This is a genomic window from Brevibacillus sp. SAFN-007a (genome assembly GCF_051967035.1).
GTDB lineage: Bacteria > Bacillota > Bacilli > Brevibacillales > Brevibacillaceae > Brevibacillus.
This window is the reverse complement of record NZ_JBQCKK010000001.1, coordinates 477,738-502,765: the sequence shown is the minus strand read 5'-3', so window position 1 is coordinate 502,765 and position 25,028 is coordinate 477,738. Positions and strand designations below refer to the sequence as shown.

Sequence of the window (25,028 nt, the reverse complement as noted above, 5' to 3'; positions counted from 1 at the left end):
CCTCCTTGCTAATTGTGAATCGCTTTTCCATCTACGGCCAGGGCCGCTTCCATGATGGCCTCCGAGAGCGATGGATGCGGATGGATCGTCTGCCCGATCTCCCATGGCGTCGCATCCAGCACCCGGGCCAGGCCCGCCTCGGAAATCATGTCGGTCACATGCGTGCCGATCATGTGTACCCCTAACAGGTCGTTTGTCTTGGCATCGACGACCAGCTTCACAAAGCCGTCATTCTCGCCGTGAATCAACGCTTTGCCCAATGGCTTGAAGCTGAACTTGCCTACCTTCACGTCAAAGCCCTGCTCGCGCGCCTCTTTTTCCGTCAAGCCGACATTCGCCACTTCCGGACGGCTGTACGTGCATTTGGGCACTTTCGTGTAATCGAGCGGATGCGGATTCAGGCCAGCCATATGCTCGACCGCCAAAATCCCTTCGTGAGAGGCAACGTGCGCCAGCTGCAAGCCGCCAATCACGTCGCCAATCGCGTATATGTGCGATTCTGCCGTCTGGAAATGTTCGTTGACCACGATGACGCCGCGCTCCACCTTGATCTCGGTCGCTTCCAGGCCGAGGTTTTCCACATTGGCTTGGCGGCCGACCGATACGAGAATTTTCTCGGCTGAAAAGGTGTCCACGCCATTTTTCGTCTCCGCCGAAATGACGACTTTGCCTTCGCCTTTTTCCAGGGTCTCCGGCAGTACCTTCGCGCCTGTGACGATGTTGACTTTGCGTTTTTTCAGCAAACGGGCCAGTTCCTTGCTCACGTCTTCGTCTTCGAACGGCAAAATGCGATCGGCATACTCGACAATCGTGACATCGACGCCAAAATCGTTCAGCATGGACGCCCACTCGACGCCAATGACGCCGCCGCCTACGATCACGACCGATTCCGGAAGCTTCTCCCATTGCAGCGCCTCGTCGCTGGTCACGACGTAGGACCCGTCGATGGCAAGCCCTGGCAGCGTCCGCGGACGGGAGCCGGTCGCAAGCAGCAAAAAGCGCGGCACGATGATTTCCTGGTCGCCATTTTCTTTTTCAATGCGAACAGCGCCAGCCTGCGGGGAAAAGATGGACGGCCCCATCACGCGCCCGAAGCCTTCAAAAACGGTGATGCTACCTTTTTTCATCAAAAATTGAATCCCTTTATGAAGCTGGTCGATAATCCCTTGCTTGCGATCCTGGATTTTGCCGAAGTCATAGCCGACTGCCCCTGCCGAAATCCCGTACTTGCCCGCTTCCTTCAAGGTCGAAAACACTTCAGCGCTGCGCAACAGCGCCTTGGACGGGATGCAGCCGCGGTGCAGGCATGTGCCGCCCAGCTTTTCTTTTTCCACAATCGCCACTTTCATTCCTAGCTGGGAAGCACGGATGGCCGCTACGTAGCCGCCGGTTCCTCCCCCGAGAACGACCAGATCGAATTCTTGAGACATGCTGGATCTCTCCTTTCATAACGAAGCGTCTTCACGCCTGGGCGAAGACAGTCGAAAAAGCTGGCTGCTCATTTTTTCAGGACGCTTGCCTGCTTTTTTTATGAGAATGAGAATATTCTAAGAAAAACGGATATGTACCCCCTGACCGCTCCAGTTTTGGAAAAGAGCGGGAGCAGGGGAATCGATTCGCCCGTGAATGATTAGCGATGGTAGACTGTCTTCGGGTTTTTCAGGAAGGTATTGCGGGATTTGCTCACGCTGGCAATGCGCTCTTCTGCCATGCGGTCAGCCGCCTTGTAGGATGGCACCCCGTCGCGCTCGGCAATCTCGTATACTTTCAGGATCGTGTCGTAGATGGTTTCCACTTTTTTCAGCGCGCGCTCGCGGTTGTAGCCTTGCAGCTCGTCAGCCACGTTGATGACGCCGCCCGCGTTGATGACGTAGTCTGGCGCGTAGATCAGACCCATTTCGTGGATGAGGTCGCCATGGCGGTCTTCTTTCAACTGGTTGTTCGCCGCACCCGCGATGACTTTTGCTTTCAGAAGCGGGATGGTGTCGTCGTTAATGACCGCACCCAGCGCGCAAGGAGAGAAGATGTCGCACTCTACGCCAAAAATATCGTTGACGCCCACAGCTTTTGCCCCGAAGTCGTTGACAGCGCGGTTTACGTTTTCTTCATTGATGTCGGTGACGATCAGGTACGCGCCTTCCTCATGCAGATGACGGCACAGGTTGTACGCCACGTTTCCTACGCCTTGTACGGCAACCACACGGCCGGATAGCGAGTCAGAGCCGAATGCGAGCTTGGCTGCTGCCTTCATTCCGCGGTACACGCCGTAAGCCGTTACCGGAGACGGGTTGCCGCTGGAGCCGAACGCAGGAGAGACACCTGTCACGTAATCTGTCTCCAGGTGAATCATGTCCATGTCCGCAACAGTCGTTCCCACGTCCTCTGCCGTGATGTAACGGCCATTCAGCCCTTGGATGTAGCGGCCAAACGCGCGGAACAACTCTTCACTCTTGTGCTGGCGCGGATCGCCGATGATAACGGCCTTGCCGCCGCCGATGTTCAGACCTGCTGCCGCATTCTTGTAGGTCATGCCGCGGCCAAGACGCAGTACGTCGATGATTGCTTCTTCTTCTGTTTTGTACGGCCACATGCGCGTGCCGCCCAATGCTGGTCCAAGTGTCGTATCATGAATGCAAATGATTGCTTTCAGGCCGGAATTTTCGTCTTGGCAAAATACCAACTGCTCGTAATCGTACTTTTGCATGTAGTCAAAGATGTTCAATGAAGAAACCTCCCTAGTATCATTCTTCTGGGCAAAACGCGGGTTCCGTGTGGAAAAATTCCCGTCACGTAATTTATGCAGAATCCGTGCCAACGCCGTTTCTTTTTTGAAAGCGCTTTAATGGAGGGGATGTGGATGATTTATCCATCCGTCAAGTGTGCATTTTTCTGCACAGATGCGCAGTTTCTTGCATGCAATTATTTGCACATTCACTCTGCCTCTTCCTGCCCAACCATGATTCCCAATTTTTCCATTTTGTAATACAGGCTGCGGATGGCAATTCCCAGCCGCTTGGCCGCCAAGGTCCGGTTGCCTTTGGCCGCCGCCAGCTCCCGCAGAATATGTTGGCGTTCCGCCTCCTCCACCGCCTGCTTCAAGGTTTTTCCCGTCGAGCCTGCCACCGCTTCGGCTTCCTTGGGGGCCTTGCTGATTTTTCGTTCCAAAGGCGGCAAATGTTCAGGCATGATCGTGCGTTCGTTGATGCGCATATGGATCATCGCCCTGCCGAGGACGTTCTCCAGCTCGCGCACGTTGCCCGGCCAATGGTAGGACAAAAGCATTTGCAAGGTTTCCTCATGCAGCTCCTCGACGTTTCTGCCGTATTCCAGGTTGGCCTTGCGCAACAGGTGCATCGCGATCGGCTTGATATCTTCCAGTCGCTGCCGGAGCGGAGGAATGTGAATCGGCACGACGTGGAGGCGATAGTACAGGTCTTCGCGGAACCTTCCTGCGCCGATGGCCGCTTCCAGATTGACGTGCGTAGCGGCAATGACTCGGACGTCGATGTTGATCGGCTTCGTGCCCCCGACCCGGACGACCTCCCGTTCCTGTAGGACGCGCAAAAGCATGACCTGCATCCCCATGGACAGCTCGCCGATCTCGTCCAAAAATATCGTGCCTCCGCTCGCTTCCTCGAACAGGCCACGCTTTCCGCCTCGCCGCGCGCCCGTAAATGCGCCTTCCTCATAGCCGAACAGCTCGCTTTCCAGGAGGCTCTCGGAAATCGCCGCGCAGTTGACCCGGATAAACTGCTTGTACTTGCGCTCGCTCGCGTTGTGAATGGCATGGGCAAACAATTCCTTGCCCGTCCCGGACTCGCCGCGAAGCAATACGGTGGCTGGCGTCAACGCCGCTTTTTTTGCTTGTTCGATGGCGCTTTTCATCTGCTCGCTGTAGCCGATAATATCCGCGAAGCTGTACTTCGCCTCCAGCGTGCGGATAATGCGTCTGGCTTTTTCCAGCTCTTCGGTCAGTCGCTTGAACTCGGAGACGTCGTGAATGACGCCCACGCTCCCTTTCAGTTCGCCATCGACGACGACCGGAGCGACGTTCACGACCACGTCCTTGCGCTTGGGCCCGAGCTTCATGGGAACGCCCCTGACAGGCCGCTTCGTTTTCAACACTTGCATGTGCATGCTGTCGCCTTCGGAGATGTCGACCGTAGCGGGTTTGCCGATAATATCGTCCGGCGTCAGCCCTGTCAGTCTCGTGTAGGCCGGATTGATTAACAGGCCGATGCCGTTTTGATCCACGACGGAGATCGCTTCGTCCGAGGATTGGATGATCGCTTGCAGCATGCTCTGCAATTCCTTGAGGTCCGTCACTTCCTCCGCCAGCGCCATCACCTCCGTAATGTCGCGGAAGATCGCCACCGCTCCCACCACTTCCCCTTTGTCGTTGCGCACGGGGACGCGGTTGGTGATGATGCGCGTCTGGTTCGGCAAAATCTGCTCCTGATTCAGTTCCGGACAGCCCGTCTCTAGTACAATATGTAGTCTGGTGTTGGGGATACGCTCGGATACTTTCGTATTCAGCACTTCGCTCGCCTCGATATCCATCAGGCGTTCCGCCGCTTTGTTGAACAGCGTGATTACGCCTTGCCGATTGACGCCGATTATGGCGTCGTGCGTCGAGTCGAGCATCGTTTCGCGCTCGCGCTGACTTTGCATCATGGCGGCAATCAGCTTGTCGCGCTCGCGGATGAGCCGCATGACGATTCGCGTAAAGGTGCCGGGAATCAGCACCGTCTTGTCCTTCTTCAGCTGGCGGAGCTGCTCGTATTCGGCCATGTCTCCTGTCGCTTCCAGAATTACATCCAGTTCTTCGTCCAAATAAGGGCGGTAATCCGTATCGACCTTGATGCCCAGCGATCTCGCCAGCTCAATTCCGGGAGCATCCGGCCGATGATCGACCACGGCGACGATTTTCAGCCTGTCCATCTGGTTCAGCGTTCGCAACAGAGCTGTACCGCCTCGTCCAGCACCTACTATGAGCAGCTTGTGCATGCGCTAGACCCCTCACTTTTCATCGTACTCGTTACCATTGTACTGCAACAAACCGTTGATGGACAGGCTATCTTCCCTAACGTGCGCTCGCTCGTGTGCGGCGGACGGACGGTGGACAAGCCCCCTGGCATCCGATATGATGAAAGCATGAGAGAGAAAGGTGTGAATCACCCGTGATCGTCCAGAAAGTCATCGCCCTCTTGATTATGGTGATTCCGGCTGCGATTGCCATGTACGGAATCAAGCTGATCCGCGACGCCTTTTTTTATTCCACGGCGCCCGATGTCGACTTCCTGTGGGGAAAGCTTGTTCTCGGCGTCCTTGCTTTCGCCGTTCCTGTCTGGTTTATTGCCGGATTCATTCTGCATCACGACCGCAAAAAAAATCGGGTACAGCCCCGCTTCATGATTCGCGAGCCGGAGGACGACGAGTAGAACAGGCAGGGTACCATCTGCCTGTTTTTGATTGCGCTCATCTCCCCCACTGATCCAGCCTGCTGAGCCACGCCTGCTTGTCAATCAACCGGGAAAAAGACACAAACTCGGCCGCAACCTGAATGGCGACGAAGCCTGTCAGGAAGACGGCTTGCCAAAAAAGCGGCGCGACCGTCACGTATGTATAGCCGATGGCAAAGCCAAGCGTGTTCGCTCCGGTATCGCCTAGCATTATCCGTCCGCCCGCATCGTGCGGAAAGAACAACATACTGGCGACAAGAACCGGCAGGAGAAACAGCCACACCGCAAGCGGCTCTCCGGCATCGGCCTTTGTGGCAAAAACGCTGACGACGACCGCCAGCATCATGAGCAGCCAGAACACTTTGATCGCACGTCCCGGCCGGAGATCAAACAGATTGAGGATATTCGGCGAGATCGCCAGCAACCCACAAGCGAGCAGCCACGGCCAGAAGCCGACGGAAACGAACAGCGATACGCTGACAGCCGTAAGCCCTCCCCCAAGCAGCTTCCCCATCCCGCTCGTCACGCGCCGCTCCCGCCACAGCACGGCAAAGTGGCCGCGAAATCCTTTCGTGACCTGGTCGCCAGCCTTGTCGTCAATCCAGCCCCACCAAGCCATGGCCGCCATCCCGCCGGCAAGCAGCAAGCCGTGCAGCAGCATTTCGCGCGGAGCGGCTGCAAGCGTCAGAAGCACGAGCTGGGTCAGAATCGTCACGGCCGTGCTTGCAACAAGCACCAGACCGCCTGCCGTCAACACCTGCTCGCCGCGATAATTGGGCCGGATCATGCGCTTCTTTGCGAGAATCCCGGAGCAGAGTGTGAGCAAGGGGCGTTGCAGGACAAGCGGCCATGCGATTCCGACGATCAGCGCGAGCGTCATGGCGTGCGCCCCCATGGCTTTCCCTCCCACCATTTTGCGTACAGCGTTCGGCCAATGGCGACAAACTCCTTGCCGCGGTGAGCGTAGCCTCGCCAGTCGTTGCCCGTTTCCCGATGACGAAACGGTACAGGCACCTCCTGGATGCGATAGCCTGCGCGCAAGGCATCCACAGTCAGACCTACCTCGATGCCGAAGCCTTTGTCCACTTTCCCCAGCTTGTGCAAAAGATCGCGGCGAACGGCTCGCTGACCGGATAAAGGCGCGCGCGCTTCAAAACCGGTCAGCCACTTGATTCCTTGCTGCGCCAGCCCTTTTGCCAGTCCCATCCCTGCTTGTTGCCGGGGGGGAGGCAAAATCGCGATCGCCATATCGCAAGCATCCTCCATCACGGGAGCGAGCAGATGCCGGGCCTCGACCGCGCTCTCGCGCAAATCGCCATCCAGCAGCAGGATGACGTCGCCGCTCGCGTGTTGCCACCCGATCTGGACGGCAGCGCCTTTGCCCCGGTTACGCGGCACGGCAATGACGCGATCGGCCCATTTTCGGGCGAGCGTAGCCGTCTCGTCCTCGCTGCCATCGTCGACGACAATCAGCTCATGGCAGAAAAGCCGTTCGCGAATCGCTCGCAGCGTGGCTCCGATCGCGTCGGCTTCGTTGTAGGCAGGAATGATGACGCTAACTTGTTTCACGCGCGACCCTCCTTTCTGTCATCGTTTCTTGCACCTGCTCCAGCAAGGCCCATTGCTTGGCCAGCGAATCCGGCACCTGCTCGACCAGCAACCATTTGCCTGTGCCTGCCCGCTTTTGTAGCCATGGCGGCGGCTGGCCCGCGACCACAAGCAGCAAGCCGTCCTCCCAGGTTCCGTCCCCTGGATAGGCGACGACGTTGATGCCTATTGCGTGCATCAGGCGGGTAATCTCCTTGGCTTCCTGGTCTGTCTCCTGCCAGACATACACTTTTTTCCCTGCAAGCTCATTGCCGTAGCGCATCGCCATCATGTGGACGACTTCCTCATGGCTTTTCTCCACTTCCCGAAGCAGCCGATTGACCTGCTGCCTCAAATCGTGGTTGCTTTTCAGCGCCCGGTCGTATTTGGCCTCCATTTTCGCCAAGACTTCCTGGGCGCCCTCGGAAAGCCACGGATGCCCCGCCGTTCCTCCCAGCAGGATGCCGACGCCGAGCGCAACGAAAACGGCTGCCAGCGTAATCAGATGATACCGAAAAGAAATCATAGCGCCTCCTTAAAAAGCCCAGGTCCGCCATTGCGTCCAGAGCATTTGCGCCGCATGACGGGCGATCGGATGAATCATCAGCGCGGCCGTGACAGGCAACAGCATCGCCGCCGCGCACCAGCCCCACAGCTTCCAGGAGCCGGTCGGCTGATAAAGCTGGCTGACTCCTTTGGCGTCAATCAGCCGGGGCCCGATCTTCGTGCGCACCAGCAACGTGCTGGCCATCCCTTTGCGGCCTTTTTCCAGAAAATCAATCATGTTCGTATGGGCGCCAATCGTCACGATCAGCTCTGCCTTTTTCTCATAGGCCAGAAGCATCGCCACATCCTCGCTCGTGCCGGGCGCAGGCAGGACGTGATGCGCCACCCCGAGCTGCTCGACTCTGGCTTTTCCGGGAGCAAGCCCGTCGACAAAGGCGTGAACGACGATTTCGGCCCCGCACAAGAGCGCCTTGTCCGAAATGCTGTCCATGTCCCCGACGATCAGGTCGGGCTTGTACCCCGCCTGCAAGAGCGCGTCCGCGCCGCCGTCGACTCCAACGAGCACGGGCTGGCATTCGCGTATGTAGGAGGAGAGTGTCTGCAAATCTTCCTTGTAATGTTTGCCGCGGACGACGACGACCACGTGCCGTTTTTCCAGTCGGGTTCGCAGCGGGAGGGGACAGAGCGGCTTTAAAAACAAGTCTTTTTCTTTCTTGGCGTACATGAGTGTGTTATCAATGAATAAGGACAGCGTATCATCGAGCCTGCTCTGCGCCTCGGCCCACTTTCCGAGAACTGCCTCGATTGTGACGCGGCGAAGGGACAGGGCAGGCTCCCATTGCGACTCCCGCTTCACGTACAGGCTGCCTTCGCGGACGGCAGCAAATTGGCCGTCCCACGCATCTAACCCGGTCGGCTCTGCCGGCTCGTCCTCTGCCTCGTACAAAGTAACGCCCGCGTGCAGCAGAAGCCGCGCTCCCTCGGCCGGATACTGACCTGTCATGAAAGCGGACAGGTTGACAACAACCCTCGCCCCCGCCTCCAACAAGGACCTGGCCGCCATCTCATCCACATCCGGATGGTCGATGACGGCGATATGGTGGGGGTGGAGCCGTTTGCAAAGCTGCTTCGTTTTGCGGTCGGCAGCAATCACTCCTGTATAGGGAAGAAAATCGAGACGTTTTCGCTTGCCCATCGTTTCCACCTCCACGCATAGTATGCTAAAAATTTCCTTGGCGCATGCAAAAAAGAGGCTGTGCAACAATCGCACAACCTCTTTTCAGCCGGACAGAAAGCCTTGACTAGGCTCCCTTGGTTATGTAGTAGATAATCAAACCGTCAGCAAACAGGAAAACCGCCAGCGAAATCAAGCCAAATCCGAGCGCGAATTTGTTTTTCGCCTTGTAAGAATTGATACAGCCCCAAGCGATAAAAAACGTGAAGACGAACATCAAAATATCGAACAACACAATCTTCATGTACGACAACTCCTTCACCATAATGGCGCTAACCGATAATACAATGGCACTACTATTATATCTCTTTTGCTTATGAAGAGACAAGCATATCCAAATTTGTGACAAACAAGTTCACATTTCCGTTTTTTCATAGTGTGCCTCAAACTTGTTGGCCTATCCATATCGTCCACCGATCCTGCTCGCGGATCGGCTCTTGTCCAGCCAGCTTCCGGCAAATCGCGTCCACCAGTTGCTCCAGCTCCGCGTCCGTCAGCTCGTGGAGCAAGGAACGCCCTTTGCGCGCGCGCAAATCACGCGTCAACTCGTCGAGAGTACCGTAGACGCGCCTGACCTCCCAGAGCGACAGCCGCCCGATTTCCGCAAGCCCAGCCTGCTGCATCGCTGCCCGGACGGCCCGATCAGCCGGGCGGCGCTTGGCCTCGACGTCAAGCAATGGCGGAAACAGCTCGAAAACATAGCCGCGCAGATGCGTAGGGGAAGCCGGGACGGCACAGTCGTCAATGGTGCGATCCTGTATCAGACAAATGCCGCCCGGGGCAAGAAGTCGTGTGACTTCGGAAAAAAATCCGCGCACATCTGGGAGATGGTGAAGCAGCGCCCGGGCAAAGACGACATCGGCACAACTGTCAGGCAACCCGGTTTCCAGCGCATCGCCCTGCACGAACGAGATGCGCGGCTCGTCCGTGCATTGCTTTTGCGCCGCTGCCAGCATCACTTGGGAAAAATCGACTCCGGTGACACTGGCCGCACCCAGCTTCGCCCATGCCTTGCTGTAGATGCCGCTTCCGCAGCCGATATCAACCACGCGCTTGTCGCGCGGATCGACGACAGACAGCATCGTATGCGCCCACGTATCATCTGCCACTCTGCCTGTGTAGCTGTCTGCGTTTTCCTTGGCGTGAAAATCCATGTTCATGCTACTTCGCCTCCCTTTTTTTGGCACAGCACCATCCATTCATCAATCTGGTGCGCCACGACTCTTCCTTGCTCGATATTTACGCCGAGATCGTGTTGCTGCTCCGCGGTCGCCTCCAGGAGCATTCGCTCGACTGCCTGCTCCTGCTCCGGTGATTCGGACATCCGCTGGACCCAGGGCACAAAGGCAAACTGTTTTTTCCGCAGCCGTGCCTGCCGCTCCTGCAAATCGCAAGCCGCATGCAACGCCCTCCACTCGCTCACGGACAGGCAGCGCACGTGGCTTGGATCGCGCCGCTTTTCTAACCCGTTCACGAAGTCCGCAAGCGGTTCTTCCTCCGGCGCTACGTTGTCGATGAACAAAAACCGTCCGCCCGGCCGCAGCACGCGACTCGTCTCGCGGACAAAAGCGGCCGGATCAGGAAAATGATGCGCCGCAATCCGGCAGGTAACCAGATCGAACGATTCGGACAGAAACGGCAGTGCCTCTGCGTCGGCCTGGACATACAAAATGTTCGTCGCCTGTTCGTTCGCCTTCGCTGCCGCCGCAAGCATCGGGCGGGTCAGATCGGTTGCGACCACTAGCTCGACAAGCGGTGCCAGCGTACGGGCAACATGCCCTCCCCCCGTTGCGATATCGAGCACCTTCCAGCTTGTTTGCGGCGAAAGCCACTCGACCATAAGCGACAAATCCGTTCCTTGCGCGTGAGTTTTGCTCTGCACGTACTCCTGTGCGTGTTTCCCGAATTGCTGCTGCACCGCCTGTTTTACTTCCTGATTTTTGTCCATGCTCCCACCTCCTGCTCGTATTGTATGCCAATTTTTGTCGGCTTTGTTATAGAATGTGGATAACGAGTTATCGGGTTTTTGAATAGGAGGGGTTCTTGTGGACAAAGAAAGCCTGGAAGTTTTTTTGACGATCGCCCGTCACGGCTCGATCAACCGCGCTGCGCAGGCGCTGTTTCTCGCCCAATCGACCTTGACGCATCGGCTCAAGCAGTTGGAACGGCAAATCGGCAGCCCGCTGTTTGTGCGGACCGCTTCCGGCGTGAGCTTGACGGGAGAAGGCCGCCGACTGCTGCCGATCGCAGCGAATATCGTCGAGCAAATGCGTTCGTTCATGGAGCAAAAGGATCGGGTGAAATCCATGACGATCGTCGCCGGAAAAGCGTTCGTCGCCTATGAGCTGCCCCGCCTGATCGGCGAATATCGCCAGGCGAATCCGGGGTTTACCTGTTACGTCCGCTCGACGCTGTACGAGGAGTCGCTCAGCGCCCTGTTGACAGGCACGGCAGATCTCGCCTTTCTCGGCAGCGAGATGTACCATCCGCACATCCATCAGGAGTTTTTGCCAAGCGACCGCATTTTACTGGTCATGGCCCCTGAGCACCCATGGGCCAGCCGCTTTCCCGGCTTTTCCAGCTGGGGCACGCAGGAAATGATTATGTTCGGCAACCATACCGCCCCCTACCGCCAGCGCATCGATCGTTTTCTCGCGCGAAACGGTGTGTTCCCCAACGTCATTATGGAACTGGACAGTTTTAGCGCGGTCAAAAAAATGGTGGAACGCCAGCTCGGGATCACGATGCTGCCAGAGCGGACAATCCTGCGCGAGCTTGCGGAAGGCAGGCTCGTCGCCCACGACATCGCGCAAGGTACGCTACAGCGCCCTACTCTCATCGCCTATTTGCAGCAAAAAAAAGAGGACGAAGCGTTTCAGCAATTCGTCCAATGGATCCAACATGCTTATTGATGCAAGGTAAAAACCGTCAATTCCGGCCGACACAAAAAACGGACGGGCAGAATCGTCGTCCCCAGCCCTCTGTTTACATATACGAGCATCTGGTTGTCGCCCGCGCGGTACAAGCCTTTGACGTATTTCACCGCCAGCTTTGGCGTCAGGACATGCCCGACAAACGGCAGCCGCACCTGCCCGCCATGGCTGTGCCCGGACAGTTGCAGATCGACAGGATAGCGAGCCGCTTCGTCCGCGAGGTCCGGCTCGTGCGCCAACAGGATGACGCTGGCCGCTTGGGGAATCCCGGCGAGGGCCTTCGGCAGATCAGGCACGCCGTTCAGCGCGTCGTCGATTCCGGCAATGTACAGCCTGTCGCCATTTTTGCCGAGCGCCACATGCCGGTTGTCCAACACCTCGAAGCCCGCAGCGGCCCAGCCCTGGCGTATCACCTGCTGCTGGCCCTCCCGGTAGTCGTGGTTGCCGAGCACTGCAAATTTGCCCAGCGGCGCCTGAAGCTCGGCCAGCATCGGAACAGCCGCGGAAAACGACCGCGTCTCCTCATCCACCATATCGCCTGTAAAGCAGATGATATCCGGCTGCTCGTCTTGAATCAGCCGGACCATGTCTTGCAATTGCTCAGGCTTGCAATAGTGCCCCAGGTGAACATCGCTGAACTGGACCAGCTTGCAGCCGCTAAAGCTGAGCGGAAGCCGCGGCAGGGAAAGCGTCACTCGCTCGATTTGCAGCCAGGTGCGCTCCCACGCATAGCCGTATGTCCCTGCCACAAGCCCGATTCCCGCCAATCCTCCCAGCCACTTCATGGAACGGCGCAAAAAGGTTCGGCGTGAGACTGTGACAAGCTTGGAATCATTCACCAGCTTCTGTTCGCTCGTAACCGTTTACCACGACGTCCAAGCGCCCTGTTTCGGGGTCGACCAGCAAGCCGTGAACAGCGACATTGGCTGGCAGCAGCGGGTGGTTTTTAATCGTCTCTACGCTGTTGCGCACGCTCTCTTCCACCCGGTCGAAGCCGTGGAGCCATTTGTGCAGATTGATCCCCGCGTGCTGGAGGGTGGAGAAGGTCTGGGCAGAGACGCCTTTCTCCAGCATTTTCGCCATCGTCCGCTTGCTGTCGATGGCGCTCATCCCACAGTCGTAATGGCCGACGACGATGACTTCCTCCGCGTTCAATTCATAAATCGCCACAAGAATACTGCGCATAATACTTCCAAACGGGTGGGAAACGATAGCCCCTGCGCTTTTTACGTGCTTGATGTCGCCGTTGCGCAGATTCATCGCCTTGGGCAGCAACTCCTCCAGGCGTGTGTCCATGCAGGAGAGAACAACCAGGCGCTTGTCAGGAAATTTGGTCGTTTGGTATTTTTCATATTCACGATTCGCGACAAATTCACGGTTAAATGCGAGAATTTCATCCAATTTGCGCATGTAGCAACACCTTCCTCGCTCTTTCTTCTCTAGTAGATTAGGAGTATGTCTTCTATTGTACATACTTATGGGCAGCGTTCAAGCGGCCAGGGACACATTGGCGGCGAGATTTTCTTTGTTTTTACAATGATAGGTGATGGGTGGGGGTTAGTGAAATGGGGAATGCGGTTAAAAGGACACTAGGACAGACTTGTTAGGTAGTGGCTGTCGTTGAATGTATCATAGTGAGCATTTCAGGACGGTCAGTCCACAGTTCTTTTTCCTTCGATAACTTTGCGCTTAGAATAAACACCCGCTAGTCGAATTTTCACTCCGCTCGGTGGGTGTACATCATTTAAATCTCTCTTCAGTTACGATCTTCACATATCCGATCTTCTCCGGGTTCCCCTCCAAGTCTTTCCCCACACGCACGGCATAAACTCCGTCAACCCCGCCAAAATCGAGGAAGTGCGCGCCTTCATTCTCCGCCTCCACCCCGTCCTGCACTGTCAGGCCGGCCGCACGCATCGCCTTCATTGCGTCATCTGGATACTTGAACGTCTCGGACGGTCGGACTTCGATCCTGGCCGCTACTCCTTCACTGAACATGACGGTTATCACGCCCGTATCCGTCTTGTAGGTATGGCGGACAAATGGCGTTTTCTTTTTTGATGACATCGACGTCCATTCTCCGTTTTCTGTCGAGGCTGGCTCGCCGAGTAACGCGGTTACGCCCGCTTCCGTTTTGCCTGCGATGGCTGGGACGCCGGACTTCGGCTTACGCGGTTCCTCCGCAGACGGGCTGGTTGCTGGAGCTGGCGGGTTATTCTCCGACTTGACCATCGTGTTTAACGTCGGAACTACTTCCTTAAATTCCGGTTTTGGATCGCTGCTACATCCCGTTAGCAGCGTAAAAGTAGCGAGTATGCACCATGCACGTTTCATGGCGAACCTCCATTTGTATTCCTTTCCTTATGATACCATGCGGGCGAAAATGAGCGGTATGTATCGTTCGTCGAGTTAACAGCGGATGAAATCAGGGATTCGCCCGTATTGGTACGGCGGGATCGCGCCTGCCACACCGCCACTTTGTCGCGTTAAAATAAGATAGCGTTCACATTTTCTTCCACAGACGCGATGGCTTGTGCCCCGTGCTTTCACAGGATAAAGTACAGAGACAAAAAGCAAACGTCATCCCATTCAGGAAACGTTTGCTTTCGAACATGTATTCGGTTAGACTCGGCTCAACAATCCATCAGGTGAAGTTCACGATTTACGGAAGTGAACGCCTCACACGTTTTCAAAATGGCAGGAATCGAGTTTGTCAGAGCGTCCCCGCAAATGATTGTAAAATTTACGGGAATAAACCGATCAGCCATCGTTAAAAGCGTTGTTATATTGCGATCCTAACTAATCTTCGCCTCAATCCGCAACTTATCCGCCACCATCGCGATAAACTCGCTGTTGGTCGGCTTCGCCTTCGTGTTGGAGATGGTGTAGCCGAACAGGCTGGAAATGGAGTCGAGATTCCCCCGCGACCAGGCGACTTCGATCGCGTGGCGGATGGCCCGCTCGACGCGGCTTGCCGTGGTGTTGAACTTCTTGGCGATGTCCGGGTACAGGACTTTGGTGATGGAGCCGAGCAGCTCAACGTCGTTGTACACCATTGTGATCGCTTCGCGCAAATACAAATAGCCTTTGATGTGCGCAGGCACACCGATCTCGTGGATGATGCTGGTAATGCTGGCGTCGAGATTGCGTCCCCGCACTTGCAGCGTTGACTGCGGCTTGACCGAAGTGACGAAGGAAGAAGCCGGCTTCGTCGTGATGATTTGACGGATGCGCTGCGCAAGGACCTCCATGTCAAACGGCTTGAGAATGTAGTAGGCAGCTCCCAGCTCAACCGCTTTTTTCGTAATCTCTTCCTGTCCGAAAGCGGTCAGCATAATGATTTTCGGCTGCGGACTCAGGCGCATCGCCTGGATTTGCTCCAGGACGGCAAGTCCATCCAGGTGAGGCATGATAATGTCCAAAATGAGTACATCCGGTACCCGCTCCTGCAGCAAACGCACAACCTCATTGCCGTTGTACGCAACACCGATGACATCCATGTCATACTGGCTGCTGATATACTCTTCCAGCAGGCTTACAAATTCTCGGTTATCATCTGCCAACAACACTTCAATCTTGCTCAAGGTCGTTCCTCCTAACAATGGACGGTCTTTTGGAAAGAATGTGGCGTTCTAGAGGTTTCCTTTCTACAAACGATAAGTCCATACCATCTTTTTCGCTAAGGAAAATAATTCGACAAAGCCATATTCATTCCTGCCAATGACGAAAGATTGAATGATTTTACTGATATTTCGACAAAATCACACCCTGATTTCCACTCATTCGCCAAAGGTTCCATGAGTTTGCCAAGCAAGCGGATGCTGGAAAAGGGGAAGCTTATCTGGAGGGAGCATCGCGGAAGCAGCCTTTCCTCCCTGCATACTTGTCGCAGAAAAAAAGCCGCCTCGCTTCGTTTGCGTGACGGCTCGTCTCTTCGCATTTCAGGCAGCTCGACCGGCTTTGGCATTCGACTGCGGGGCATTGCGCATCTGCACGCCGGCATCCTGCAGCATCCATTCAATGTAGCAGCCGTAGCCGGATGTCGGGTCGTTGACAAACACATGCGTGACGGCGCCTACAATCTTTCCGTTTTGGATGATGGGGCTACCGCTCATTCCCTGGACGATGCCGCCTGTCTTTTCCAAAAGACGTTTATCCGTCACTTTGATAATCATGCCTTTGGTTGCGGGAAAATGCTGCTTGATGACGTTGGCGATCTCGATATCGAACTCCTCCACCTTCTGCCCTTCGACGACGGTGAGGATTTTCGCAGGGCCTTCTACCACCTGCTCGGCGAGCGCTACGGGAAGCGGCTCACGGTAATAGCTGCGCTTTGGTTCGTCCTTCATCTTGCCGAAGATGCCAAACGGCGTGTTTTTGGTGATGTTTCCCAGCACTTCGCTCTCGTTGTAAAAACGGGCGAATTTTTCTCCCGGGTTGCCGCTCTGTCCTTTTTCGATCGAGGTCACGCTCGCCTGGACGATTTGGCCATCCCCTACCACGATGGCTTGGCCCGTATCGACATCGGAAATGACGTGTCCCAGCGCACCGTACGCTTGGGAATGGGGATCGTAAAAGGTCAGGGTGCCTACGCCTGCCGCCGAGTCGCGAATGTACAGTCCCATCCGGTACTCCCCGTCTTTTTGGTCCTTGGCGGGGTGGAGCGTCAGATTCAGCTTTTCTTTCCCGCGCACGACGAGCAGCTGCACAGGACTATTCTTTTTTCCGGCTTCGTTAATCAGCTTCTTCACTTCGTTCATGTCATTGATGTACAGATCATTCATTTTGACAATCATGTCACCGACGTGAATGCCCGCCTGCTCGCCAGGGGAAGCCTTGCCCTTGCCATTGTCCACGAGATGATGACCGACCACGAGCACACCCGCCGTTTGCAGCTTGACCCCGATCGATTGCCCGCCCGGGTACAAGCGCAGGTCCGGCAGCACATTTACTTTGACAGCCGTCAGCGGAATGTTTCGCCATTTTACCTGCAATTCGGCTTCTCCAGCCCTGCGCGGTTCTACCGACATGGGCTGACTCAAATCAACGGATACTTCGCGCGCTTCTGCCCCGTTGACGTGCAAAATGTCTGGATTGCTATTGATTAGCGTGCCCATCACCGGCACGGAGACCCGAAGCTGCTCTAGGGACCCTTCCATCAAACGCAATTCACGGGGAAAGGAGGACAGATCGCGAAACGGGGTGGAACTCACGACAAGCGCCGTGAGGAGGAGAAGGAGACTTCCCATCCATTTTCTTTTGTTTTGTCGGATCACCAGCAATCACTCCTACCGTTCCCTACCTACACCTACAAAGAGACACCTCCACCTTGTGTACTTTTAATGTTGCCCCCAGCCAAGCGGATTATGTCAGGAAAATCCCTCACCTGCCTGCCGCTTTCGCAAACGTTTTGGCGGCAAAAAAAGACTGCCAACTCCGATCAGTTGGCAGCCTTTCTTTCGCGGCCGAGTACAATCATCTCGCGCGCGTGTTCTTCTGTTTTCGCCGTGACTTCGGCCCCGCTGAGCATGCGGGCAAGCTCCGTCACCCGCTCCTCCTCCGAGAGCCTCGTCACCACGGTTTTCGTCTCGTGCTCGCTCATTTCCTTCTTGATGAGAAAATGCGCATCCGCCATAGACGCTACCTGCGGCAAGTGGGTAATGCACAATACTTGCCGCTTCTGGGCGACACGGGCCAGCTTTTCCGCAATCGCCTGCGCCGCTCTGCCGCTTACCCCTGTATCGACCTCGTCAAATATCAGCGTCTCCACCTGGTCGGTTCCGGCCAGAATCGTCTTGATCGCCAGCATGACCCGCGACAACTCCCCGCCGGAAGCGATCTTGGCCAGCGGACGCAACGGCTCGCCCGGGTTGGGGGAAATCAAAAACTCGATCTGATCCATGCCGTTCGCATCGACGAACCGCTTGATCCCATCGATTTCTACCCCTTCCTCGTCAGGAGTCTGTCTGACGTCGATGGCAAAACGCGCCCGTTCCATATGCAGTTCTTTTAGCTGCTGCTCGATCTCGCGAGCGAGCTTCGTCGCACACTCCTGGCGAATGACGGACAGCTCCAACGCCTCCACGGCCAAGTCTGCCGCCAGCTCCTGTAGCCGCTTCTCCACCTGCTGCAACCGATCCTCGTAATGGTGCATCTCGTCCAGCTCGTCGGAAATCGTCGCGGCATATTCCAAAATGTCGTCCACGCTTTTTCCGTACTTGCGCTTCAACGACTGAATCTGATCCAGCCTGCGCTCCACCTCTGCCAGCTGCTCCGGCTCAAAATCGAGGTGGTAGGAGAGCTGACGCAGCTTGTGAACGGCATCCTCTATCTGGTAATACGCCGTCTGCACCGTCTCCAGAATCGGAGCAAGCTGCTCCTCATACGGAACGCCGCGCTCCAGCTCGCTCATGGCGTGTCCGAGCCAGTCCATGCCCTTCTGATCGCCGTGCAGCGAGCGGTACGCATCCTGGACGGTCGCGTACACCTTCTCGATGTTCATCCACTTTTTTCGCTGCTGCATCAGCTTTTCGTCCTCGCCCGGCGAAAGCGCAGCCGCTTCGATCTCGTCCAGCTGGTATTGCAACAGGTCGATGCGCTGCACCAGCTCGCGCTCGTTGCGGGCCATCCGTTCGAGGTCCTGCTTCGTCTTCCGGTACGCGGCGTACAGCTTGCCGTACTCCTCTTTCGCCGCTCCCAGCATCGCTTCCCCGTAGGCGTCGAGCCAGTTGATGTGTTTGTCCGCCTGCATCAGCATGTGCGTGTCGTGCTGTCCGTGCACGGTGACCAGCCACGGTCCCAGTTCGCGCAGCATGGCAAGCGTCACCATCTGTCCATTCAGGCGAATAATGCTTTTGCCCTGATTGGAAATGTCGCGGCGGACGACGAGCATGCCATCCTGCTCGACTTGCACGCCAACATTGGCACACACCGCAAGCGCCGGATGGCCCGGAGGCAACTCAAACAGCCCTTCCACCTCTGCGCGCTGTTCGCCATAGCGCACAAAATCCGCAGACGCGCGGCCGCCCAGAAGCAGCCCGAGCGCATCAATGATAATCGATTTTCCGGCGCCCGTTTCCCCGGTGAGGACATTCAGCCCCCGTTGAAAGGAGACGGTGACCGATTTAATGATGGCAAAATTTCGGATAGAGAGTTCCACTAGCATCTGTTGCGCCCACCTTTTACAGCATTTCCATAAAACGCTTGGTCACTTCCGCTGTATTTTCCTTGGACCGGCAAATAATCAGAATGGTGTTGTCCCCACTGATCGTCCCCATGATCTCTTCCCAAGGCAAGTTGTCGATCAGCTCTGCTACCGCATTGGCATGCCCGGAAAGGGTCTTCAGCACGATGAAGTGATCGGCCTGGTCGATACTGACAAACGAGTCGACCAGCATCCGTTTGAGCTTTTGCAGTGGATTGAACTTTTGTTCAGCAGGCATGGAATACTTATATCGCCCATCAGGGAGTGGCACCTTCACCAGATGCAATTCCTTGATGTCTCGGGATACCGTCGCCTGCGTTACATTGAACCCTGCCGCCCGCAGTCGTTCCACCAGCTCATCCTGTGTTTCGACCTCGTGGTTGCTGATGATATCCCGAATACGGATATGTCGTTGCCCCTTGTTCATATGGATTACTCCCATTCCCCTTGTAGTTTCGTGCGAATTGCTTCAAAAAAGCTGCCCTTTTTCCACTTGATGAGCGGCGTGACATACGGCGACTTTTTGATGTAGATGTGATCTCCGCCTTCCAGCCGGTAGCCGAACTGCCCGTCGATAGACAGCCCCATCTCCTGATGAATGGCGTCGACTTCTACGCGAATCGTCTGGTTGCCCGACAACACCATCGGCCGGGCCGTCAACGAATGGGGCGCCACCGGAGTCAGTAATAGCATGTCCACGTTCGGGGCCACAATCGGTCCGCCTGCAGACAGCGAATAGGCGGTAGATCCGGTCGGACTTGACACGATGACCCCGTCGCCACTGAACGTAGCCACATATTCATCGTCCGAGTAAACGGCACATTGAATGATGCGGCAAAACGAGCCTTTGGCAATCCCGATGTCATTCATGGCGGTATATGTACCCAGCGTGCTGCCTTTGCGGACTAAAGACGCTTCCAGCATGGCGCGCTCCTCGATATTGTACTTGCCTGAGAGCAAATTATCTACGGCATGAGGCAGGTGCTCCGGCTCGGCTTCTGACAGGAAGCCCAGCGTGCCCAGGTTGATCCCGAAAATGGGAATGGACCGTCCGGCGAGCTTGCGGGCGATGCTGAGCAGCGTGCCGTCGCCGCCAAGCACGCAGACCAGGTCAGCGTGACTGCCGATTTCCGCGATGGAAGCGCCCAAGTCCACGCGTCCGAGATCGACGGCGATCGTTTCGTCCAAAAATACGTGCGCTCCCCGCACCTCCAGCAGGTAAACAAGCTCCCTCGCCACGATCCGTGCCTCTGGTTTTCCTTTGTTTGCAATGATTCCTATCTTCTTCACATGGTCCACCCCAAACTGGTTGGTTGGAAATCCTTATACAAGTATACAACTATTCATGCATAATGAAAAAGCCTCGATTGCAACAAAACTCCCGAGGCTTTTGGTTTTTGTCCCTATTTCAATTGGGCATGGGCCAGCGCAACTACCTCGCTTACGAGCTTCAGCCACGCTTCGGCGTCCATGCCGCCGTCGCTCTTGGCCACATGCATGACGAATTCAATATTCCCTTCACCACCCGTAATCGGTGAAAAGTCCAGCCCTTTCATCGCAAAGCCGAGACCGCTGGCGAATTGCCCGATGTCCGTCAATACCGCTTCGTGTATGTCCGGATCCCGCACGATCCCGTTTTTCCCGACCCGGTCCTTGCCCGCCTCAAACTGCGGCTTGACCAGCGCCACCACGTCGCCGCCTTCTTTCAAAAAGCGGTACAGCACAGGCAGGATCAAGCGCAGTGAGATGAAGGAAACATCAATCGAAGCGGCATCCGGACGTTCCTGCTGGAAGGCATCCGGGTCCATATGACGGAAGTTGGTCCGCTCCATGACGATGACCCGCTCATCCTGGCGAAGACTCCATGCCAGCTGTCCGTAGCCGACGTCGATCGCGTAGACAAGGCGGGCGCCGTTTTGCAAGGCACAGTCGGTAAAACCGCCTGTGGAGGCTCCAATGTCCATCATCACCTTGCCTTGCAAATCGATGTCAAACACTTTCAACGCCTTTTCCAGCTTCAGCCCGCCGCGGCTGACGTACGGATGAACCTCGCCTTTGACCGTAATCGCGACGTCCTCGGCAACTTTGGTGCCTGGCTTGTCGCAGCGTTCTCCCGCCACCTGAACCAGCCCGGCCATAACGGCTGCTTTCGCTTTTTCCCGGGTCTCGAACAGTCCCCGCTCGACGAGCAATACGTCCACTCGTTCTTTTCTCACACTCATGCTTCCAGTACACCCTTCGATATCGGCATCAAGGCCCGTACCCGGGAAGCGATGTTCTCCGCAGTCAGCTCGACCTCTTGACGCTGTTCTTTTACACTGCCATGCTCGACAAAATAATCCGGTACGGCGACGACCTGTACGTTCACACCGTGGTAGCCCGCCCGGTTGTAGCATTCGATGACGGCGCTGCCGAATCCGCCCATTTCACAGCCTTCCTCGACCGTGACGATATCATAGCCTTCCTCCGCCAGCCTGAACAACAGCTCTTCATCCAGCGGCTTGCAGAAGCGCGCGTTTACCAGCATCGGTCGGATTCCTTCCGCGTTCAGCTGGTTGACTGCCTGCTCCGCCAGTTCAAACACATGCCCAAAGGAGAGAATCGCCACCTGCTTTCCTTCACGGACGACCTCCGCCTTGCCAATCGGCAGGACTTGCAGTTCCCGATCCAGCGGCACGCCGCGCGCCGGCAAACGCGGGTAGCGGAAGGAAATCGGTCCGTCGTTGTAGGCCATCGCCGTTTTCATCATATGGCGCAGCTCGTTTTCGTCCTTGGGCGCCATGATGACCATATTCGGAATGATGCGCATGAATGCGATATCGTACATGCCTTGATGGGTTTCCCCGTCCGCGCCGACCAGCCCTGCCCGGTCGACCGCGAACACGACGTTCAGCTTTTGTCTCGCGACGTCGTGAATCAACTGGTCGTACGCGCGCTGCAAAAAGGTCGAGTAAATCGCCAGCACCGGCTTCAAGCCCTGTGTCGCAAGGCCGGCCGCAAAGGTACAAGCGTGCTGCTCGGCAATTCCGACGTCAAACAGGCGATCCGGGTATTTTTGTCCAAACGGGATCAAACCCGAGCCTGCCGGCATGGCAGGAGTCACCGCTACCAGCGACTTGTTCTCGGCTGCCAGCTCGATCATCGTGTCCGCAAAGACGGACGTATAGGTCGGAGCCGACTTTGGCGTATCCCCGGACTCGATTTTGTACGTGCCAATTCCGTGCCATTTCACGGAATCCGCCTCTGCCGGAGCGTAGCCTTTGCCTTTTTTTGTAATCGCGTGAATCAGTACCGGGCCTTTTGTCTGCTTCGCTGTTTTCAGCGTATCGATCAAAAGCTCCACGTTGTGGCCGTCAATCGGTCCGATGTAGGTGAAGCCCAGCTCCTCGAATAGAACGCCGGAGACGAGCAAATACTTCATGCTGTCCTTGAAGCGTTCGGCAATCGAGGCCAGCTTGCCGCCTACGGCCGGGATGGCTTTCAGCAGTCCCTCGACTTCGTCCTTGGCCCACTGGTAGTTCTCCGTAGAGCGGATTTTGCCCAGGTAGTTATGCAAAGCGCCCACGTTTGGCGCAATGGACATTTCGTTGTCATTCAACACGACGATGACGTTTTTGCGTTCGTGACCGATGTGGTTCAACGCTTCCAGCGCCATGCCGCCCGTCAGCGCACCGTCTCCGATGATCGCTACGACGTGGTTTTTTTCCTTTTTCAGATCGCGGGCCATCGCCATCCCCATCGCAGCCGACAAGGATGTGCTGCTGTGTCCGGTTTCCCAGACGTCATGCGGGCTCTCGTTCATTTTGGGAAAGCCGCACAGTCCTTTGTACTGGCGCAAGGTAGGGAACATGTCCCGACGCCCTGTCAGCATTTTATGTACGTATGCCTGATGGCCGACATCCCAGATCAGCTTGTCCTTGGGGCTGTTAAACACATAGTGCAAAGCCAGCGTCAGCTCGACAACTCCCAAATTCGGCGCGAGATGTCCCCCCGTTTTCGAAAGCGTCTCGACGAGAAACTGCCTGATTTCGGATGCAAGCGTATGCAGCTGCTGCGAAGTGCACCTTTTCAGGTCTTGAGGATCATTTATGGTAGTAAGCAGCATTGGTATTCCTCACTTTCCACTGTTCGTTCTCCGGCCGATTGCGCATGCTGCAAATCAATCCACCACATGGAAAACTAGGCTTCTTCGTTGTCGCTTAGCCTATACTCCGCTTAATGTCAACTTGATTCATTATAACGGTTTCTTCATAAAAACACCACTTTTGATCCGCAGTCTCAATCTTGTGCCCAACGGCTGCTAACTTCTGGTAAAATAAAATGGATCAATCAATCCGAGAAAAAGAGGTGGACTCCGTGAAATTCTCGCAAATCCCGTACACACGCATGGACATGACTGATGTTGAGAAACGTTTTACAAGCTTGTTGGAAGCGTTTCAGCAGGCGGCAAGCTTCCAGGAGCAAGACCAGGTGCTAGGACAGCTGAACGAGCTTCGGCAAGAGGTGGAATCCGCGCGAGAAGTGGCGCAAATCCGCCACACGATCAATACGGAGGACCCCTTTTACAAAGAAGAGCAGGACTACTGGGACGAGGCGGGTCCGGTGTATCAGGGCATCGTCTCCCGCTACTACGCCGCCATCGTCCACTCTCCCTACCGCTCCCAGCTTGAGCAAAAATGGGGAGCCCAGCTTTTCCGCATTGCCGAAACGACGCTTACCACCTTTTCCCCGGAGGTCGTCGCCGATTTGCAGGAGGAAAACCGCTTGGCCAGCCAGTACATGGCTCTGATGGCTTCCGCGAAAATCATGTTCGAAGGCAAGGAACGCACGCTTCCACAATTGCTCCCCTTCCAGACATCGACGGACAGACAAATGCGCAAAAAGGCGAACGAAGCCAAGTACGATTTTCTGCGCCAGCACACGGAGAAGCTGGACAGCATCTACGACAGCCTGGTCAAGGTGCGGACCCGCATTGCGAAAAAGCTCGGCTTCAACAGCTTCGTCGAGCTGGCCTACGCCCGGCTGAACCGCACCGACTACGACGCGGATATGGTCGCCCGCTTCCGCCGCCAGGTCGAGGAGCAGATTGTTCCGATCGCCAGCAAGCTGGTCGAGCGGCAACGCGAGCGGATCGGCGTCGATACCATGAAGTATTACGATCTGGCTTTCGATTTCGCTACGGGGAATCCGACCCCAAAAGGCTCGCCGGACTGGATCGTGGAAAACGGCCGGAACATGTACGCGCAGCTCTCTCCGGAAACCGACGAGTTTTTCCGCTTCATGCTCGAAAACGAATGTCTGGATTTGCTGAGCAAAAAAGGCAAAGCGACAGGCGGTTACTGCACGTACATGAGCAAGTACAAACTGCCTTACATCTTCGCCAACTTCAACGGCACCTCCGGCGATATCGACGTCTTGACCCACGAAGCGGGGCATGCGTTCCAGGTGTACGTCAGCCGCGGCTTTGAAGTGCCGGAGTACCACTTCCCGACTTACGAAGCGTGCGAGATCCATTCGATGAGCATGGAGTTTCTGACCTGGCCGTGGATGGAGCTGTTCTTCCGGGAAGATACGGACAAATACAAGTTCTCGCATTTGAGCAGTTCGCTGTTGTTCATTCCTTACGGCGTGGCCGTCGACGAGTTCCAGCATGCCGTCTACGAAAAGCCGGAGATGACCCCGGCCGAACGGAAGCGCACCTGGCGCGAGATCGAGCGCAAATACCTCCCGTACCGCAATTACGACGAGAACGCGTTTTTGGAGGAGGGCGGCTTCTGGCAGCAGCAATCGCACATTTTCCGCGATCCGTTCTACTACATCGACTACACGCTGGCGCAAATTTGCGCCTTCCAGTTCTGGAAGCGGGCCCAGGAAAATCCCGAGCAGGCGTGGGCCGACTACCTCACGCTCTGCAAAGAGGGCGGCAGCAAGTCGTTTACGGAGCTGATTCAAGTCGCAAAGCTGTACTCGCCGTTTGAAGATGGCTGCATCCAATCCGTCATCGGCGACATCGAGGCGTGGCTGAACAGCGTGGACGACAAGCGCCTGTAACGAACGGCGAAAAGAAAAAAGCTGGCAGCTCCGACAGGGTGCCAGCTTTC

General features: G+C 56.1%; 23 protein-coding genes. 3 read left to right on the top strand and 20 right to left on the bottom strand.

Annotation, left to right across the window (positions count from 1 at the left end; genetic code table 11):
* Window positions 1-8: 8 nt before the first annotated feature.
* From lpdA to ACTHO6_RS02550, 3 genes are all read right to left on the bottom strand, one after another.
* Window positions 9-1,430 carry a dihydrolipoyl dehydrogenase gene (gene lpdA, locus ACTHO6_RS02560; protein WP_440239000.1) on the bottom strand — a complete coding sequence of 474 codons (1,422 nt, stop codon included), beginning with the start codon at window positions 1,428-1,430 and terminating at the stop codon, window positions 9-11.
* Window positions 1,431-1,630: 200 nt separating this feature from the next.
* Entirely contained in the window at window positions 1,631-2,722 is a 1,092-nt protein-coding gene (locus ACTHO6_RS02555; protein WP_440238998.1) for a Glu/Leu/Phe/Val dehydrogenase dimerization domain-containing protein, read from the bottom strand.
* Window positions 2,723-2,931: 209 nt separating this feature from the next.
* A complete protein-coding gene (locus ACTHO6_RS02550) occupies window positions 2,932-5,007 on the bottom strand; it encodes a sigma 54-interacting transcriptional regulator (RefSeq protein WP_440238996.1) in 2,076 nt (691 codons plus the stop codon).
* A 173-nt stretch (window positions 5,008-5,180) separates the two neighbouring features.
* On the opposite strand from ACTHO6_RS02550, the gene ACTHO6_RS02545 reads away from it, so the two are divergent.
* Window positions 5,181-5,441 carry a DUF2627 domain-containing protein gene (locus ACTHO6_RS02545; protein WP_440238994.1) on the top strand — a complete coding sequence of 87 codons (261 nt, stop codon included), beginning with the start codon at window positions 5,181-5,183 and terminating at the stop codon, window positions 5,439-5,441.
* A 37-nt stretch (window positions 5,442-5,478) separates the two neighbouring features.
* On the opposite strand, the gene ACTHO6_RS02540 is transcribed toward ACTHO6_RS02545, so the two are convergent.
* From ACTHO6_RS02540 to ACTHO6_RS02510, 7 genes are all read right to left on the bottom strand, one after another.
* Entirely contained in the window at window positions 5,479-6,357 is an 879-nt protein-coding gene (locus ACTHO6_RS02540; RefSeq protein ID WP_440238992.1) for a UDP-N-acetylmuramyl pentapeptide phosphotransferase, read from the bottom strand.
* Window positions 6,339-7,031, bottom strand: coding sequence for a glycosyltransferase family 2 protein (locus tag ACTHO6_RS02535; protein ID WP_440238990.1), 693 nt, complete (start codon window positions 7,029-7,031; stop codon window positions 6,339-6,341). Before ACTHO6_RS02535 ends, ACTHO6_RS02540 begins: the two co-directional genes overlap by 19 nt.
* A complete protein-coding gene (locus ACTHO6_RS02530; protein ID WP_440238987.1) occupies window positions 7,018-7,575 on the bottom strand; it encodes a copper transporter in 558 nt (185 codons plus the stop codon). The genes ACTHO6_RS02535 and ACTHO6_RS02530 overlap by 14 nt, the downstream gene beginning before the upstream one ends.
* 9 nt (window positions 7,576-7,584) lie before the next feature.
* On the bottom strand, window positions 7,585-8,751 hold the full coding sequence (gene steA, locus ACTHO6_RS02525) for a putative cytokinetic ring protein SteA (protein WP_440238985.1): 1,167 nt from the start codon (window positions 8,749-8,751) through the stop codon (window positions 7,585-7,587).
* A 106-nt stretch (window positions 8,752-8,857) separates the two neighbouring features.
* The gene (locus tag ACTHO6_RS02520; RefSeq protein WP_440238983.1) at window positions 8,858-9,034 is read right to left on the bottom strand and encodes a DUF2759 family protein; all 177 of its coding nucleotides are present in this window, start codon (window positions 9,032-9,034) and stop codon (window positions 8,858-8,860) included.
* Between the two features lie 139 nt (window positions 9,035-9,173).
* Window positions 9,174-9,950: a class I SAM-dependent methyltransferase gene (locus ACTHO6_RS02515; RefSeq protein ID WP_440238981.1), complete on the bottom strand. Its 777-nt coding sequence runs from the start codon at window positions 9,948-9,950 to the stop codon at window positions 9,174-9,176.
* A complete protein-coding gene (locus tag ACTHO6_RS02510) occupies window positions 9,947-10,738 on the bottom strand; it encodes a class I SAM-dependent methyltransferase (RefSeq protein ID WP_440238979.1) in 792 nt (263 codons plus the stop codon). Before ACTHO6_RS02510 ends, ACTHO6_RS02515 begins: the two co-directional genes overlap by 4 nt.
* Window positions 10,739-10,835: 97 nt before the next feature.
* Here ACTHO6_RS02510 and ACTHO6_RS02505 point away from each other — a divergent pair, with 97 nt between their 5' ends.
* Window positions 10,836-11,702, top strand: a complete 867-nt coding sequence (locus ACTHO6_RS02505; protein ID WP_440238977.1) for a LysR family transcriptional regulator — start codon at window positions 10,836-10,838, stop codon at window positions 11,700-11,702.
* On the opposite strand, the gene ACTHO6_RS02500 is transcribed toward ACTHO6_RS02505, so the two are convergent.
* From ACTHO6_RS02500 to dxs, 10 genes are all read right to left on the bottom strand, one after another.
* Window positions 11,696-12,562, bottom strand: coding sequence for a metallophosphoesterase (locus tag ACTHO6_RS02500; protein ID WP_440238975.1), 867 nt, complete (start codon window positions 12,560-12,562; stop codon window positions 11,696-11,698). The genes ACTHO6_RS02505 and ACTHO6_RS02500 overlap by 7 nt on opposite strands.
* A complete protein-coding gene (locus ACTHO6_RS02495; RefSeq protein ID WP_440238973.1) occupies window positions 12,555-13,133 on the bottom strand; it encodes a beta-class carbonic anhydrase in 579 nt (192 codons plus the stop codon). The genes ACTHO6_RS02500 and ACTHO6_RS02495 overlap by 8 nt, the downstream gene beginning before the upstream one ends.
* Window positions 13,134-13,463: 330 nt before the next feature.
* On the bottom strand, window positions 13,464-14,057 hold the full coding sequence (locus ACTHO6_RS02490) for a hypothetical protein (RefSeq protein ID WP_440238971.1): 594 nt from the start codon (window positions 14,055-14,057) through the stop codon (window positions 13,464-13,466).
* 461 nt (window positions 14,058-14,518) lie between these two features.
* Window positions 14,519-15,307, bottom strand: a complete 789-nt coding sequence (spo0A, locus tag ACTHO6_RS02485) for a sporulation transcription factor Spo0A (RefSeq protein WP_440238968.1) — start codon at window positions 15,305-15,307, stop codon at window positions 14,519-14,521.
* Between the two features lie 357 nt (window positions 15,308-15,664).
* Window positions 15,665-16,999, bottom strand: coding sequence for a SpoIVB peptidase (spoIVB, locus tag ACTHO6_RS02480; RefSeq protein WP_440238966.1), 1,335 nt, complete (start codon window positions 16,997-16,999; stop codon window positions 15,665-15,667).
* Between the two features lie 164 nt (window positions 17,000-17,163).
* The gene (gene recN, locus ACTHO6_RS02475; protein ID WP_440238964.1) at window positions 17,164-18,888 is read right to left on the bottom strand and encodes a DNA repair protein RecN; all 1,725 of its coding nucleotides are present in this window, start codon (window positions 18,886-18,888) and stop codon (window positions 17,164-17,166) included.
* Window positions 18,889-18,904: 16 nt separating this feature from the next.
* Window positions 18,905-19,354: a transcriptional regulator AhrC/ArgR gene (gene ahrC, locus ACTHO6_RS02470; protein WP_440238962.1), complete on the bottom strand. Its 450-nt coding sequence runs from the start codon at window positions 19,352-19,354 to the stop codon at window positions 18,905-18,907.
* 5 nt (window positions 19,355-19,359) lie between these two features.
* Window positions 19,360-20,217 carry an NAD(+)/NADH kinase gene (locus ACTHO6_RS02465; protein WP_440238960.1) on the bottom strand — a complete coding sequence of 286 codons (858 nt, stop codon included), beginning with the start codon at window positions 20,215-20,217 and terminating at the stop codon, window positions 19,360-19,362.
* Between the two features lie 113 nt (window positions 20,218-20,330).
* Window positions 20,331-21,149, bottom strand: a complete 819-nt coding sequence (locus ACTHO6_RS02460) for a TlyA family RNA methyltransferase (protein WP_440238958.1) — start codon at window positions 21,147-21,149, stop codon at window positions 20,331-20,333.
* The gene (gene dxs / locus ACTHO6_RS02455) at window positions 21,146-23,032 is read right to left on the bottom strand and encodes a 1-deoxy-D-xylulose-5-phosphate synthase (RefSeq protein WP_440238956.1); all 1,887 of its coding nucleotides are present in this window, start codon (window positions 23,030-23,032) and stop codon (window positions 21,146-21,148) included. The genes ACTHO6_RS02460 and dxs overlap by 4 nt, the downstream gene beginning before the upstream one ends.
* 251 nt (window positions 23,033-23,283) lie before the next feature.
* Between dxs and ACTHO6_RS02450 the strand changes: the two genes are divergently transcribed.
* On the top strand, window positions 23,284-24,978 hold the full coding sequence (locus ACTHO6_RS02450; protein WP_440238954.1) for a M3 family oligoendopeptidase: 1,695 nt from the start codon (window positions 23,284-23,286) through the stop codon (window positions 24,976-24,978).
* Window positions 24,979-25,028 lie beyond the last annotated feature (50 nt).